This is a genomic window from Pseudomonas sp. C321, from assembly GCF_055407105.1.
Genome location: NZ_JBUZRB010000005.1, coordinates 142,909 through 158,061, shown reverse-complemented (window position 1 = coordinate 158,061; position 15,153 = coordinate 142,909). Strand labels below are relative to the sequence as shown.

Genomic DNA, 15,153 nt, shown 5'->3' with positions numbered 1-15,153 from the left:
TTCCAAGCACAGACCTCATCAAGGATAGGCACATGCGCCTGCGACAACCTTTGCTTTTTCTCTGCCCACGCTTGCTCGGCTTCGGTGCGGCCATGACCCTCAGCCAACTGGCCACGGCCCAAGACTCTACAGGGACTCTCCAACTGGCCCCGGTCGAAGTGACCAGCACCGAAATCAGCGAGGGCGAAGCGGCCCAGGCGCAACTGAAAAATGTACCGGGCGGTACCAACTACATCGATCTCGATAGCGTCAAGCAAGGCCGGGTGAGCACCAACGAAGACGTACTCAAATACCAGGCTGGTGTCTACGCCAAGGCGGCGAACAACGAGGGGGTGAAGATTTCCATTCGTGGTTCGGGGATCAATCGCGGCCCTGGTGGCCATGCGTCCGGGCTGTACGAGACCTTCGACGGCCTGCCACTGACCGGCCCTGGCGGCACGCCTTATGAGCTGAAGGACCCGTTGTGGCTCAGCCGGGTCGAAGTGCTGCGGGGCGCCAACGGTTTTGATCGCGGGGCGCTGGCGTTAGGCGGGGCGGTCAACTATGTCACTCGCACTGGCTACGATGCACCCAAGTTGCAAGTGCGCTATGAGGCCGGCAGCCATGGTTACGCTCAGCGGGAGATCAGTTCCGGGCAGGTGCTGGGCGATGCCGACTATTACATTAGCCTGACCGACTCCGAATACGACGGTTTTCAACACCAGAGCGCGGGCAGTGGCAAGGGCGTGGCGGCCAACGTTGGCTACCGCTTCAATCCCGACCTGGAAACCCGTTTCTACTTGCGCTACCGGGAAACCGCCAACGATAGCCCCGGCAAGTTGACCCGCCAGCAGATCAACCATGATCCTCGCGCGGCTAACGCCCTCAACCAGGCCCGGGACTCCAAACGCCTGCAACCGGGCTCGACCTGGATCGCCAACAAGACCACCTTGCGCCTGGATGACAACGCCAGGATCGAGGCCGGACTGGTTTATCACGATTACCCGATGGACCTGCGTGAAGGCCCCAACCGGCTCAAAGTTGCCTATACCGATATCAGCGGCACCCTGAATTACATTCGCCAGGACACCCTGTTCGGTCGCGACAGCAAGACCACCGTCGGCCTGCGTACTACCCAAGGCATGCCCAATAACGGCGCTTCTGAATATGTGCGGGTGCCGCCCGGCAATACGGCTGGCTATGCTCCCGGCACCAAGACCCGCGACTACAGCTACCTGGGTTCCGACACCGTGCTGCATATCGGGAATGACCTTGAGCTGGTGCCGGACCTTTGGCTGACCACCGGCCTTGCGGCGATCTATACCCGCCGGGAAACCGAGGTTACTTACCCCGATACCCATGCGCCCTTGAGCAAGCACGACTGGGACTACGCCCCGCGCGTCGGTTTGCGCTACGACTTCAACCCGCAACTACAGGTGTACGGCAACCTCAGCCGCTCGGTTGAGCCGCCCCATGCGTGGTCGATGATCTGGGGTTCCAACAAGTTTTTCCCGGATAAAAGTGGTCCGGCCAGCGGCTTGGCGCGTGAAGGCGTGGACCTGCAGAACCAGACCGCAACCACCCTGGAAGTGGGCGGGCGCGGCGAAGAATGGTTTGGGCAATGGGACCTGGCGCTGTATCACTCCGAGGTGCGCCACGAGTTGCTTACCGTGGAAACCCAGGCCGCGAGCCCCACCCAATCTCAGGTGCTCGCCGAGTCAAATGCCAGCCCCACGATTCACCAAGGCATGGAACTGAGCCTGATCAGCCCGCTGTGGGACGGTGGCAACACTGGCAAGCTTGCCCTGCGCCAGGCCTACACCTACAGCGATTTCCACTATCGTAACGACGACCGTTTTGGCGACAACATGCTGCCGGGTATCCCCAAGCACTATTACCAGGCGCAACTGCGCTACAGCCATCCCACCGGTTTTTACACCAGCCTCAATGGCGAGCATTCGTCGCGAGTTGCAGTGGACTATGCCAACTCCTACTACGCGGCGGCCTACACGCTGCTGGGTGCAACCGTCGGCTACGACGCGCCCAAGCAGGACTGGCAAGCCTGGGTCGACCTGCGCAACCTCACCAACAAGCGTTATGCCAATACGATAACGCCGGGTTATGACGACAAGGGCCGCGACGTTGCGCGCTCCACGCCCGGTGACGGCATGGGCGTGTACGCCGGGGTTTCATGGAGTTTGCGTTAAGGCTAGGCCTGAACCCGTTTTTTGAGAGTGCTGATATCTGTGGCAAGCCCTAATGCCGGAAAGTTAAGAGATAAAATGGACAACTCATAACCTGTGGCGAGCGGGCTTGTTGCCAGTTCCCAGGTGCTGATGGGCCATGGATCTACGGCCTCACATAGATGATGGTCACGCTCACCAGTAACTAATCGTTGACGGTGGTTTTGCACAAGCGCTAGCTCGCTCACCTCTATTTCGTACCTTTCTTGAATGATGGCCTTTTATCAAGGCCACTCACTCTCTATCATCCGCTCCCAGCAACTCCGGCCAAGGAGACGCTCCATCAATTAAGGAAGTCGTAATGCACATTGGAAAAATGCTGGGGTTGGCCCTGATCATGTTGGCAACGAGTGGCTGCGCCAGCTTCACCAAGGACGAAGTCGCGCCAGTTAGCCTGCCATCGATGGCCAGCTTCGCCAACAAACCGAACGTCTACGTGGACTTTGATTTCTATCAAGGCGAGCCGGCCAAGTCCGGTGCCATCGAGGTTGTGCAAGCGCGGGACATGCTGCGTCCACAACTGCAAAAGATCCTCACTGATTCCGGCCTGTTTGGTCGCATCACCCTCGACGAATTCCAGAAGCAACCAGGCGACTATAGCTTGCGCCTGAAGGTGTACAACCATCCGCCGGGTGGCGGTCAGATGGTTTGGGGGTTTATCAGCGGCTTAACCCTCACCGTTATTCCGTCGCTGGGTACCGATCAATACACCATGAGCCTTGAGGCCCTGGACCCACAAGGCCAGGCGCTGAGCAAAGCCAGCAACCATGATGCGATCAATACCTGGATTGGTATCTGGTTTATCCCGCTAATGGCTAATACGCCGAAAGAAGCGGTAACCGATACCTTCACCCGCCAGGTCAATGCGCTGCTCAAGAAAATGGTGGAAGACAAGAACCTCAAGTACTCGGCACTGGATGCCGGCGTGCCACGGGTCTGATAGAACGCTCCAAAAAAAGTGGGAGCCGGGGTGTACCCGGCTCCCACTTTTTTTGCCTTATTTAAGCGCCTGAATGAACAGCGGGTCGTTGTACAACGACTTGAGCAAGTCACGCACCAACGGGTTGTAGGCGTTCGCCGCATTCGGGATGGCAATGGGGCCGAAGAAAGAACTGGACCATGTGCTGTTCACTTCCTTGGTCCCGTCGTACACCACGTCATTGCCCTTGAACAGGGTAAACCGCGCGGCGATCGTGCCGTTGCCCGAGCCCACCCCGGCAGTCAGCTCATTCTTGACCAGCAAGACGTCCAGGTGACGGGGCGCCTGTGGGTCCAGCAGGCCAGCCCGTGAGAGTTCCTGGGTGATGGCTGCCTGGATATGTGCGGGAATGCTGCCGGTGGGCGAACTGATGGGATTGGCCCGTACCATCAACGAACCCTGGCCGGACGCCGCCGTGACCTTGGCCTGGCTGATGGGCTGCAATGGCGGTGTTTGCTTAAGGCGCTGGACGTTGTCAAAGCTCGGCTCATATTGCGTCATGGTCACGCCACAACCTTGCAGCAACAGTGCGAACAACGGGGCCAACAGTAGAAGCTTTTTCACGGCATTTCCTTGCGTGAGGGGAGGAGAGGGCCGCGATTATCGTCAGACTATGGCTGGACGGCAACACCGGGCCGTTCTAGGTTCTCAGCATTGTGCGGGTGCTGGCCTGCGTCATCGGCTGAACCCCTTCTTGATAAATTAACCAACAAGGCAATTTGCTGGCCCCGCTGTTACAAGATAATCGCCAAAATCACTTTTATTTTCAGGTGGTTAGGTGGGATTTAAATGCGCATTGTAACAAGCACGCTGATCGCCTTGTCCCTGGCGGGCGGGGCTGTGTCTGCCCAGGCAAAAGAGCTGCGCGAGAGCGATCGTTTCATGTGCAGTTGGGGGGCGGGCACGGCGGCAAGGGCCCAGGAACTCAAGTTGTTGGGTGTTTCGCTGTATGCCGCCCGGCAGAAGATTCAAACGTACAAATTCAACAAATCCTGGATGCACATGATGGCCATGGGCATTACCGAGCAGACCTACGACAGCCCCTCGCGCCTTAAGCCACCGGTAATTCGCAAGAGTTTTTATGAGGAGTGCGTCCGGTACAAACTGGCGCGTAAATGACCCGGCCGGCTTTGCACCGGCCAGTGCAGAATCGCAGCTAATCGAAGAGGCAGATGTTATGACTCACTGCGTATTCAGCCTCGCCCCTTACAAAACAACCACAATCATTGTGTTTATTTGCCCTTGCGCCACTCCCTACAATCCAGCGTTTCAATGGAGGAGGTGGCTATGACGTCGGTCGTCAGGGTGGCAACGGTTGGGGATATTGAAGCGCTCTTCGAGATCCGCACCTCAGTGGTGCAGAACCATTTGAGCCGTGAGCAAATGACGGGGTTGGGCATAACCCCGCAAGTACTGGCGGACAGCATCAATGAGGCGCCCTGTGCCTGGATCGCCGAGGTTCAAGGCAAGCCTGCGGCGTTTTCCATGGTGGATCTCGCCGAGGGTGAGGTATTTGCCATGTTTGTCTTGCCTGCTTATGAGAATCGCGGGCTGGGCCGGTTGTTGATGGCCGTGGCCGAGCAGGCGTTGTTCGAACACCACGAGGAGATTTTCCTCATCACCGATGGCCGGGGTGACGTCAGGGCCAACGGGTTTTACCAGCGACTCGGTTGGTCGGTCATCGATGACGTCGACGGTGACGACGTGCGTTACCAGAAGCGCAGGGCCTGAAGCAGCGGCGATACCGCTCAGTGCCCATGTTCGATCTGCCGCTGGCCGTCATCGTCAGGAATCAAGCTTCCAACGGCATCGGATGAGAGGTTGTCACGTGGTTTTTTGGCGCCATTGGGCAGGCAGTTTTGCGAAATTGTGGGGTAGCTAACACTTTCGTACTAATTGCCCGCGCACGGTGTAAAAGCTCATCTAATCTAGACGGATCAAATCCGCCGAGTCAGGTCCCGGGAAGGGTGTCCAGCATGATCTCGATCGTTGAATTCAGTCGCATCATGGAGTCCGGCTTCCTGCCGCTTTCGTGTGACTGCACCCTGGGCAAGGACGGCTCGCTGCGGATTTGCATCTTTGAACCCGAGTCTGGCCGGGTGGACTTGCTGCTGACGGGGGTGTCCACCAACGGCCTGGACAGCATCCGCTCCATCTCCAATTTGATTGGCGAGTTGCGTACCGAAATCAAGGCCGGTCGCCGGGGCTTTGCGGCGGTGGGGTAGGGGACGCAGAGCGTTCCAGGGCAATACTTCCGTAGCGTGTGCCTGGCGGCGCCTAGAGACGACGCAGAAAGGACCTGACAATACGCTTGGTGGCCTCGGTGGTGTCCAGTTGCTCGAGGGCACCATAGGCGTGCCACTGACAGTCGATGATTTCGCTGCGTGGCTGGGCTTCGTCGATGTTCACCACTGAAGCCTCAAACACGTGATGGACGGTGTTGTCCGCCGTCAACTCCTGCAGATACAGCAAGCCATCGACGTTCAGTCCGGTTTCTTCCTCCAGCTCACGGGCGGCCGCGCCGACCGGCAGCTCGTCACGCTCGACCTTGCCGCCCGGCAGCGCCCATTTCGATCTGGCCTTGCGCACGAAGAGAATGTGCCCTTCGTGTTCGCAAATGACGGTTGCCCGTATTTTCATCGTCTGTGCCCCTGCAGTTGGATGATTGTCACAAAAGTGTAATGCAATTGTCATGCATGATGTTTAAGGCGCAGGCTGGAGAGGGCGTGGGAAAACACAGATACTGCCCCACTGGAAAAAACACGACGAAGAGGGATGCAGATGAACACCGTACGCTGGGGCATGATCGGCTGTGGCAGTGTCACTGAGATCAAGAGTGGACCGGCATTCTACAAAGCGCCAGGTTCTGCCCTTGTGGCCGTGATGGGGCGCCGGGAGGAGGCGGTGCGCGATTATGCGGCACGCCATGGCATTACCCGGTTCTACACCACTGCCCAGGCGCTGATCGATGATCCCGAGGTGGATGCGGTGTATATCGCCACACCGCCCGACAGTCACCTTGAATACAGCCTGCTGGTGGCCGCCGCTGGCAAGCATTGCTGTGTCGAAAAGCCCATGTCGTTGAACGCCGAGCAGAGTGTGCTGATGCAGCGCACGTTCGAGCGGGCAGGCCTGCATTTGTTTGTCTCCTACTACAGGCGGTCGCTGCCGCGTTTTCAGCAAGTGCGGGACTGGCTGCTGGACGGGAAAATCGGCGAGTTGCGTCATCTCACCTGGACGTTGTGCAAGCCGCCATCCCCGGCTGATGAGAGCGCCGGTAATTGGCGCATAGACCCTCAGGTCGCCGGCGGCGGTTATTTTGCTGACCTGGCCAGCCATGGCTTTGATCTGTTTCAGTTCCTGGCGGGGGACATTGTCGATGTCGCCGGTTTTAGTGCCCACCAGGCTGGGCGCTATGCGGCTGAAGATGCCGTGACCGCCAGTTGGCGTTTTGCTTCGGGGGCCCTGGGAATGGGTTGCTGGAACTTTGTTGCGGATCGGCGGGAGGATCGGGTCGAGTTGATCGGCAGCAAGGGGCGCATTACGTTTTCGGTGTTCGATGAGCAACCGTTGCGGCTTGAGGGGGCGTTCAACCTGACCCTGGAGGTGCCTAATCATGCGCATATCCAGTGGCATCACGTGCTGGGGATGAATGCGCATATCCGGGGCGAGACGCAGCATCCGGCGGTGGCGATCGAGGCCTTGAAGACGGATAGGATCATGGATCGGATTCTGGGGCGTAGTGTGGCCTAGCGAGGCTAGGTTGGCTGCAACACGGCCATCAATCGAGTTGCTCCTGACGCAGCCTCGCTTAAGCATCGACAGATGCTACAGTCACCCACCAAGGCAGGCACCCGAACATAGGGGCTAGTCAGCCATAGCGTGTTGAATCTGCTCTTTAGCCATCTTCACCACGTTTTCCACGGTAAATCCGAACCTGGCCTGCAGCATGGCCAGCGGTGCCGAGGCGCCGAAGCTATTCATCACCACCTTGGCCCCGGTCTGCCCGACATAACGATCCCATCCCAGGGGCCCAGCCTGTTCTACGACCACCCGCGCTTTTACCGCGGGCGGCAAGACACTGTCGCGATAGGCTTGGTCCTGCTCTTCAAACAGCTCCCAACTGGGCATCGACACCACCTGCGCTGTCACGCCACCAGCCGTCAGCTGTTCATAGGCGTCCACTGCCAGACTCACTTCGCTGCCGGTGGCGATCAGGATGACTTCGGGCTTCCCGGCACCGGCCAGCACATAGGCGCCACGGGCCGTACCCGACGCCGCTGCGTATTTCGTGCGGTCCAGGGTCGGCAAGGCCTGGCGCGACAACACCAGGCAACTGGGCCGATGGGTCTGGGCCAGGGCGATTGCCCAGGCCTCCAGGGTTTCATTGGCATCCCCCGGACGCAGGGTCAGTAGCCCCGGCGTGGCGCGAAGCTGGCTCAGGTGCTCGATGGGCTGGTGGGTCGGGCCGTCTTCGCCGACGCCGATGGAGTCATGGGTAAACACGAAAATCACCGGCAGTTCCATGATCGCTGCCAGACGAATCGGTGGCTTCATGTAGTCGCTGAACACCAGGAAGGTCGAGGTGTACGGGCGCAGATAGGACAGCGCCATGCCGTTGGCAATGGCACCCATGGCGTGCTCACGAATGCCGAAGTGCAGGTTGCGTCCACTGTAGTCCTCGGCACTGAACCGTCCGGCACCGTCGAAGGTCAGGTTGGTCTTGGTGGACGGCGACAGGTCTGCCGAACCGCCCAGCAACCAGGGGATCTGCTGGGCGAACGCGTTCAGCACCTCGCCACCCGAAGCGCGGCTGGCGACGCCTTTGGCATCACTGGCAAAACGGGGCAAGCCCTCCTGCCAATGCTCAGGCATTTCCCCAGTGCGCATCCGGCGCAGTTCGTCGGCCAGTTCTGGTTCGTGCTGTTCAAGATGGGCCAGGGTTTGTGTCCAGTGCTTGTACAAAGGCTGGCTGCGCTCCACGAGCGCATCACGCAACACGGTGCGCGCCTCATCAGGCACCAGGAAACTGGAATCCTGGGGCCAGCCATAGACGGCCTTGGTCAGGCGGATTTCCTCGTCACCCAAGGGCTCGCCATGGGCCGCGGCGGTGTTGTGCTTGTGGGGCGAGCCATAGCCGATAACGCTATCGACCACGATCAAGGTCGGTGAGCCCGTATTGCGCTGGAACGTTTGCAGGGCGTTGCTCAGGGCCTGCAGGTCATTGGCGTCGGTCACGTGCAAGGTGTGCCAGCCGTAGGCCTGGAAGCGCTTGATCACGTCCTCGCTGAAGGCAAGCTCGGTATGGCCTTCGATGCTGATGGTGTTGTTGTCGTAGATCCAGCACAGGTTGTCCAGCTTCAGGTGGCCGGCCATGGACGCGGCTTCGCTGCTGATGCCTTCCATCATGTCGCCGTCGCCGCACAGGGTGTAGACGTTGTAGTCGAATAGCACCTGGTCAGCGCGGTTGAAACGCCGGGCCAGCCAACGCTCGGCCATGGCCATGCCGACGCTGTTGGCGCAGCCCTGGCCCAACGGGCCCGTGGTGGTTTCGACGCCGGTGGTCATGCGGTATTCGGGGTGGCCCGGGGTCTTGGAATCCATCTGCCTGAACTGCTTGATGTCATCCAGGCTGATGGCCGGGAGGCCAGAGCGTTTGCCGTGCTCGTCAATCTCCACCACGCCGGCCAGGTGCAGCAACGAATACAGGAGCATCGAGGCATGACCCACCGACAACACGAAGCGGTCGCGGTTGGGCCAGTCGGGGTGTTCGGGGTGGTAGCGCAGGAAGCGGCTCCAGAGGGTGTAACCCACCGGCGCCAGGCCCATGGGCGTGCCGGGGTGGCCGGAGTTGGCCTTTTGCACGGCGTCCATGGCCAGGGTGCGAATGGTGTTGATGCATTGGGTGTCGCAAGCGTTGGCGGCGTGATTCATTGAACCGGTTCTCCCTCGGGTGGCGATCTACAGTGGAGGCCGCTGGGGAGTAAAGGTTTTATCCATCAACCTGTGCCGCGACGAACGGGAACGCAAACACGACAGGCTTAATCTCAAACATGACAAAAGCCCCTCGGATGGGCTAGCTTCAAAGTGTACTCAGTCATTAATCAACTTGCGGAGGTACTCCATGCCAGTGAAACACGACCTGTATCAGGACCTGGATTTCACCAAGGAAGACATTCAAAAACGCAGGGTGGACGACAAGTATCTGGATTCGCTGCTCCACCAATACGACAGTGCCGACAAAGAGGTGGTGGACTTTGAGTCATCCGGCGGCGTAGATGAAGAGCTGGAGAAACTGAAGAAGAAACGCTTGTTGGTCAAAGACAAGATCGTTAACCAACTCGGTTCCTGAGGGCCAGGGGGACCGCAAAGATTTGTTCAGAATTGTTTGAAGGACAGCGGCGATACCGCTGCCTATCATGCCAACCGTTCGCCCGACCCTGGGGCACGTTGACTGCGCATGGAATGCGTTGTGGCGTCGGGCGAACTCTTTCCCTTCACGCCAGCGCCGGCAACCCCAGCGCCGTGGCGCACTCAGCGAGCGAGCGTTGTTGGGTCTCGCCATACAGCTGCAACTCATCAATAGTCCGGCGTCCCAGGGCCTTTTCAAATTCCGCCTGATTGGAGTTGGTCGCATAGTGAGTTTGTGCGGCATCCCCCAGGTTCGACTGGAAAATTCCCGCGGCACTCACCGGCAGGAAATCCTCATACACCAACGGCTCCACATCCACATGACCGGTGGCGATCAGTTCGCTGAGGCTGCGTGACGGATCAGCTTGTGCCCCGCGACCCTTGTCGGTGACGAAGTAGCGAAAGAACGCCAACCCTTGCTCACGCATCTGCCGATGATCATCCGGGAAGGCCTCGAAGTGCTGCGCCATCAGCTCGGTGTAGCGTGAGGCATTGGCTTCATTAGGAAATGCCCCCAAGTCATCGCGTGCAGCATTCAGTAGTTGGTCGTACAGCGCCCGGCCCTTGGGCGTCAGCGCCACGCCGCGCTGTTCGATCTCGCCGAAGCGTGCGCTGTGGCTACCTTTGGCGTCAGTAAAGGTAATGGCTTCGTCCAATGCCTTGAAACTGGTCTGGCGCAACAGGATCGGGCATTGGCGCCGTGGCGGGCCTTCGATCACGGCCTTTGGCGTGATGCCTTTGCCGGGCATGGCGGCCTGCACCTGGTCGATGTCCAGGGTGCGCGGTGTCAGGTGGTTGATGTGCGGGCCCTTGAACGCCACTACATCGGCGATTAGCCGGTGCTGATTGCTCAACTGCTGGTACTGGGCAGCGCTGACGGTGGCGGTGTGGTGCCAGCGAAAGGTTTCCAGGGCTTGTTGGATAAACTGGTCGGCGTCTGCCTGCTCAAGGCCGCCGTCGGCTTCGCACTGCTCGATCAGCGCCAGTGCGCGCGGGGTGAAGATCGAGCGCTTGGCCAGTGCCGCCTGGGCAAAGGCGCGCAGTTCGGGATTTTCGATCAGCTCCAAGCGCAGTAACGAGGTGAAGACCCGAAACGGGCTGATCTGCAACGCGCTTTCATGCACGGCGCGAAAGGCCGTGGAATGCACCGGCACCCCGGCCGGGGTCAGGTCGTAGTAACCCACCGGCTGCATGCCCATCACTGCAAACAGACGGCTGATGGTCGCCAGTTCGAAGGCGGTGCCCAGGCGGATGGCGCCGTGGCGTTCCATGTCCAGGCGCTGGATTTCCCCGGTGCGCTGCAGTTGCCGCGCCAGGCCGGTGTCTGTCGCCAGCACCCGTGCATTGGTCTCGGCTACCAGTTCCATCAACGCGCCATACAGCGGCACTTCATCGCGATACATGTCGGACATGGCCTTGGAGAAGCCTTTGCGGATGTCGTCAGGGCTGACATGGCGGGCGGTTGGCATAGAAAAATTCCTGGCAGCTGTTAGAAGGGCTTGGCCGTTTGCGCTGATTTTGTTGGGCGCTGCGATGCCTTGCAAACGAAGATTCCTCTGGACTTCATTCTGCAAATGAATGAGCTGAACCCGCGCTGAACTTGATTGTGTTCCCGTGCATCTGATCGACCGTGGGCTCTACACTGGCCCTTACCTCAGTGCGCGATGGAAGACTCGATGACGGCCAAGCCTTTGACGAACATTCTGCAAACGATTGAAGGCCAGCGCTTAGCTAAAGATGACGCCGAGCGCTGGCGCAACTGGGGCCCCTACCTCAGTGAGCGGCAATGGGGCACGGTGCGCGAGGATTACAGCGCCGATGGCGATGCCTGGCGCTACTTCCCCCACGAACACGCACGCAGCCGCGCCTATCGCTGGGGCGAGGATGGCCTGGCGGGTTTCAGCGACAAGGCCCAGCGCTGGTGCCTGGGCCTGGCGCTGTGGAACGAGCGCGATGGCATCATCAAGGAGCGCCTGTTCGGCCTCAACAATGCCGAGGGCAACCACGGCGAAGACGTCAAGGAACTGTACTTTTTCCTTGATGGCGTTCCCAGCCATGCCTACATGCGCATGCTCTACAAATACCCTCACGCCGCCTTTCCCTATGACGACCTGATCAGCGAAAACGCCCGCCGTGGCTTGGCGGATGCCGAATACGAAATCCTCGACACCGGGGTGTTCGAAGACAATCGCTATTGCGACGTCAGCGTCGAATACGCCAAGCACCAGCCCGACGACCTGTTTATGCGGGTGACCGTGCACAATCGTTCCGATCAGCCGACGCGCTTGCAGGTGATGCCGCAGGTGTGGGCGCGCAATGACTGGAGTTGGACGGCTGATGTACCCAAGCCCGAACTGCGCCTTGAGGGCGAGCGGGTGTTGGCGCGTCACCCTGAGTTGCTTGACCGCCACCTCAGTGCCTGGGGCCAGGACGGCGTCGAATGGCTGTTTTGCGAGAACGAAAGCAACTTCCCCATACTTGACGGGCAACCGGCGTCGGGCCCGTTCAAGGACGGGATCAACGATTACGTGGTGGCCGGCGCTGAGACGGCGATTCGCCGGGATGCGGGGACCAAGGTCGCTGCCCGTTTTATCCTTGAGTTAGCGGGGCTGGAAAGCAAAACCTTATACCTGCGCTTTGCCCCGGTGGATGCGCCACAGGTCAACGCGCGCAAACTGTTCGAGCAGCGCCGCCAGGAGACCGACGATTTCTACGCGACGCTACAACAGGGCATAGCCGACGATGACGCACGCAATGTTCAGCGCCAGGCCCTGGCGGGGCTGTTGTGGTCCAAGCAGCTGTATTACTTCGACGTCAAACAGTGGCTTGATGGCGATCCCGCCCAACCCGCACCGCCGCCCGAGCGCCTGCATATCCGTAATATCCATTGGCGGCACCTGTCCAACTTTGACATCGTCTCCATGCCCGACACCTGGGAGTACCCGTGGTACGCCTCCTGGGACCAGGGTTTCCAGGCGGTGGCCTTTGCCCTGATCGATCCGGGCTACGCCAAGCAGCAATTATTACTACTGGTGAAAGATCGCTTCATGCACCCCAACGGCCAATTGCCGGCCTACGAGTGGCGTTTCGACGATGCCAACCCGCCGGTCCATGCCTGGGCCAGTTGGCGGGTGTATCAGCAGGACAAGGCGTTGACCGGCGTCGGCGACCTGGACTTCCTGGAGCGGATCTTCCACAAGCTACTGCTGAATTTTTCCTGGTGGGTCAACCGCAAGGACGCCGAGGGCCGCAACCTGTTCCAGGGCGGGTTCCTGGGGCTGGACAATATCGCCTTGTTCGACCGCTCGGCCACGTTGCCCCCCGGCTATCAACTGGATCAGGCCGACGGCACCGCCTGGGTCGCCGCCTATGCCCTGGACCTGATGCGCATCGCCCTGGAGCTGGCCAAGCGCAATGGCGTGTATGTCGACATTGCAGTGAAGTTCTTCGAGCACTTCCTTTACATCGCTGGCGCCATTAATCGGGTTGATGACAGCGCTGAAGGCCTGTGGGATGAGCAGGACCAGTTTTTTTACGACGTGCTGCATCGCCCCGACGGCCACAGCGAGCCGGTGCGCTTGCGCTCCATCGTCGGCTTGATGCCGCTGTTTGCCGTGCTGGTGCTGGAGCAGCACGAGCATGAAGGGCTGGAAGGGTTGCGCGAGCGCTTGCTGGGATTTATGAAGCATCGGCCGGATTTGGCCAAGCTGGTGTCGCGCTGGAACGAGCCGGGACAGGGCAATCGCCTGTTGCTGGCGTTGCTGCGGGGTGAGCGGACCAAGGATTTGCTCAAGCGCATGCTCGATGACTCGGAGTTCCTCTCGGCTTTTGGCGTGCGTTCACTGTCCAAGGCATACGCCGAGCAGCCGCTGGCGCTGAAGATGAATGGCGATACGTTGTGTGCCCGCTATGAACCGGCGGAGTCCGACTCGCGGCTGTACGGCGGTAACTCCAACTGGCGCGGGCCGTTGTGGATGCCGGTCAACTACATGTTGATTGAGTCGCTGCGCGAATTTCACCGCTATTACGATGACAATTTTTCCGTGGAATACCCGACGGGCAGCGGTTATCTATCCTCTCTGGAGGAGGTGGCCGACAGCCTCAGCCAACGCCTGACGCGACTGTTTTTGCGGGACGAAAATGGCTTGCGCCCGTCGATGGCGAGTTACCCGCAATTGGAGGCAGACCCGCACAGTCGTGACCTGGTGTTGTTTCATGAGTACTTTCATGGCGAGACCGGGCGTGGCTTGGGGGCTTCGCATCAGACGGGGTGGAGTGCGTTGGTGGCGTTGCTGTTGCAGCCCAGGGTCTGAAATGAAAAATCCCGCCAGAAGGCGGGATTGGTCTATCCAGGGTTTCCCCTTGGATCAGGCCGGGAACAGCTCGCTCAGCTTCATCGCCAGCATCATGTCGCCTTCGGCGCGCAGTTTGCCGCCCATGAAGGCCTGCATGCCGTCGGTGGAACCGTCGACGATGCCTTGCATAGTTTCGCCGTCCATGACCAAGGTCACTTGGGCGTCAGGGTTTACGCCTGCTTTCAGTTCGCAGGTGCCGTCTTTGACGATCAGCGAGAAGTTTTCGGTCTCGTCGACACGGAAACCGAACACCAGGTCCAGCCCGGCAGCAGCGGCTGGGTTGAATTTGGCTTTCATTGCTTCTACGGCTTTAGCTACGTCAGTCATGGTTCGATCCTTTTATGGGTGATTCCAGCGACCCAGGGGTCACGGTTGGCCGCAGCTCATCGGAAAGTGATGAGCTGCGGCGCCTTCAACAGTTGCAAGTGGGTATGGCTGTTGAAGGAAGCGAGTGCCACCTCGCGACCACGGAACTTCAAGTGGTTGAGCGAGGTGTTAACGATTTGCCAGTTCAGTTCGAAGGCCTGGGTGGCAGGCATTCGGGTAATCAGGTGGAGCAGGGCGGTGATGGTGCCGCCGGAGGTAAACACAGCGATTTTGTCGCGGTTATCGGCGGCTTCAAGGATGCGTTGCAAGCCGCCCTGGACGCGTTCGATAAACCCCAGCCAGCTTTCCAGGCCCGGTGGATCATAAGTGCCGGCGAGCCAGCGTTCGATGATCAGGGCGAAGATGCGCTGGAATTCACTGCGGTTTTGCGCGGCATTGCGCAGGATATCCAGGGCTTCGGGTTCGCTGTTGAGCAGGTCAGGGAGCAGGGCGCGGATGATGGCGTCGGCGTCGAATTCGTTGAAGGCGCTATCGATTTCCAGGGAAGGAACTGAAAGGCCGAGGGTGCTGAATTGTTCGAGGGCACTGGTCGCGGTGTGCTGCTGGCGGCGCAGGTCACCCGACACACAGCGGTCGAAGGTCAGCCCCAGTTCTGCCAGGTGGCTGCCCAATACTTGCGCCTGCTGCACACCAATGGGCGACAGCACGTCATAGTCGTCTGCACCGAAGGAGGCCTGGCCATGTCGAATCAAATAGATGCTGCCCACGTCCGTTCACCCGGTACGTTGAAAGTCTGGCGAGGTTATGAGGATGCCGAGAAGCTGTCAATGAAAAAACATACGCTTGTTTTAAAAGCTCG

The 15,153-nt window shown here is 59.6% G+C and carries 14 protein-coding genes; 8 read left to right on the top strand and 6 right to left on the bottom strand.

The features are described 5' to 3' along the window. Positions 1-32: 32 nt before the first annotated feature. Both ACZRJ6_RS16465 and ACZRJ6_RS16460 read left to right on the top strand, forming a co-directional pair. Positions 33-2,186 carry a TonB-dependent receptor family protein gene (locus tag ACZRJ6_RS16465; RefSeq protein WP_463969493.1) on the top strand — a complete coding sequence of 718 codons (2,154 nt, stop codon included), beginning with the start codon at positions 33-35 and terminating at the stop codon, positions 2,184-2,186. A gap of 337 nt (positions 2,187-2,523) precedes the next feature. Continuing rightward, the gene (locus ACZRJ6_RS16460) at positions 2,524-3,162 is read left to right on the top strand and encodes a hypothetical protein (protein ID WP_463969494.1); all 639 of its coding nucleotides are present in this window, start codon (positions 2,524-2,526) and stop codon (positions 3,160-3,162) included. A gap of 57 nt (positions 3,163-3,219) precedes the next feature. On the opposite strand, the gene ACZRJ6_RS16455 is transcribed toward ACZRJ6_RS16460, so the two are convergent. Then, positions 3,220-3,765, bottom strand: a complete 546-nt coding sequence (locus tag ACZRJ6_RS16455) for a hypothetical protein (protein WP_463969495.1) — start codon at positions 3,763-3,765, stop codon at positions 3,220-3,222. Positions 3,766-3,990: 225 nt separating this feature from the next. On the opposite strand from ACZRJ6_RS16455, the gene ACZRJ6_RS16450 reads away from it, so the two are divergent. The 3 genes from ACZRJ6_RS16450 (at position 3,991) to ACZRJ6_RS16440 (ending at position 5,426) form a co-directional block, all read left to right on the top strand. Then, positions 3,991-4,320, top strand: a complete 330-nt coding sequence (locus tag ACZRJ6_RS16450) for a hypothetical protein (protein ID WP_463969496.1) — start codon at positions 3,991-3,993, stop codon at positions 4,318-4,320. A 168-nt stretch (positions 4,321-4,488) separates the two neighbouring features. Beyond that, positions 4,489-4,932 carry a GNAT family N-acetyltransferase gene (locus ACZRJ6_RS16445; RefSeq protein ID WP_463969497.1) on the top strand — a complete coding sequence of 148 codons (444 nt, stop codon included), beginning with the start codon at positions 4,489-4,491 and terminating at the stop codon, positions 4,930-4,932. A 245-nt stretch (positions 4,933-5,177) separates the two neighbouring features. Then, positions 5,178-5,426, top strand: a complete 249-nt coding sequence (locus ACZRJ6_RS16440; protein WP_463969498.1) for a DUF1652 domain-containing protein — start codon at positions 5,178-5,180, stop codon at positions 5,424-5,426. Positions 5,427-5,478: 52 nt separating this feature from the next. On the opposite strand, the gene ACZRJ6_RS16435 is transcribed toward ACZRJ6_RS16440, so the two are convergent. Further along, positions 5,479-5,841 carry an NUDIX hydrolase gene (locus tag ACZRJ6_RS16435; protein ID WP_463969499.1) on the bottom strand — a complete coding sequence of 121 codons (363 nt, stop codon included), beginning with the start codon at positions 5,839-5,841 and terminating at the stop codon, positions 5,479-5,481. A 141-nt stretch (positions 5,842-5,982) separates the two neighbouring features. Here ACZRJ6_RS16435 and ACZRJ6_RS16430 point away from each other — a divergent pair, with 141 nt between their 5' ends. Continuing rightward, complete coding sequence (locus ACZRJ6_RS16430) at positions 5,983-6,954, top strand: Gfo/Idh/MocA family protein (RefSeq protein ID WP_463969500.1); 972 nt, start codon at positions 5,983-5,985, stop codon at positions 6,952-6,954. Positions 6,955-7,068: 114 nt separating this feature from the next. On the opposite strand, the gene tkt is transcribed toward ACZRJ6_RS16430, so the two are convergent. Continuing rightward, entirely contained in the window at positions 7,069-9,135 is a 2,067-nt protein-coding gene (tkt, locus tag ACZRJ6_RS16425; RefSeq protein ID WP_463969501.1) for a transketolase, read from the bottom strand. Between the two features lie 190 nt (positions 9,136-9,325). Between tkt and ACZRJ6_RS16420 the strand changes: the two genes are divergently transcribed. Then, positions 9,326-9,553 carry a DUF465 domain-containing protein gene (locus ACZRJ6_RS16420; RefSeq protein WP_463969502.1) on the top strand — a complete coding sequence of 76 codons (228 nt, stop codon included), beginning with the start codon at positions 9,326-9,328 and terminating at the stop codon, positions 9,551-9,553. 145 nt (positions 9,554-9,698) lie between these two features. On the opposite strand, the gene hglS is transcribed toward ACZRJ6_RS16420, so the two are convergent. Further along, positions 9,699-11,081 (bottom strand): 2-oxoadipate dioxygenase/decarboxylase HglS, encoded by a 1,383-nt coding sequence (gene hglS, locus ACZRJ6_RS16415; RefSeq protein ID WP_463969503.1) that lies wholly within the window; start codon positions 11,079-11,081, stop codon positions 9,699-9,701. A gap of 207 nt (positions 11,082-11,288) precedes the next feature. Between hglS and ACZRJ6_RS16410 the strand changes: the two genes are divergently transcribed. Continuing rightward, a complete protein-coding gene (locus ACZRJ6_RS16410; protein WP_463969504.1) occupies positions 11,289-13,925 on the top strand; it encodes an MGH1-like glycoside hydrolase domain-containing protein in 2,637 nt (878 codons plus the stop codon). A gap of 54 nt (positions 13,926-13,979) precedes the next feature. Here ACZRJ6_RS16410 and ACZRJ6_RS16405 read toward each other — a convergent pair whose 3' ends face one another. Beyond that, positions 13,980-14,294, bottom strand: a complete 315-nt coding sequence (locus ACZRJ6_RS16405; RefSeq protein WP_463969505.1) for an SCP2 sterol-binding domain-containing protein — start codon at positions 14,292-14,294, stop codon at positions 13,980-13,982. Positions 14,295-14,350: 56 nt separating this feature from the next. Then, a complete protein-coding gene (locus tag ACZRJ6_RS16400; RefSeq protein ID WP_463969506.1) occupies positions 14,351-15,061 on the bottom strand; it encodes a histidine phosphatase family protein in 711 nt (236 codons plus the stop codon). Positions 15,062-15,153: the final 92 nt, after the last annotated feature.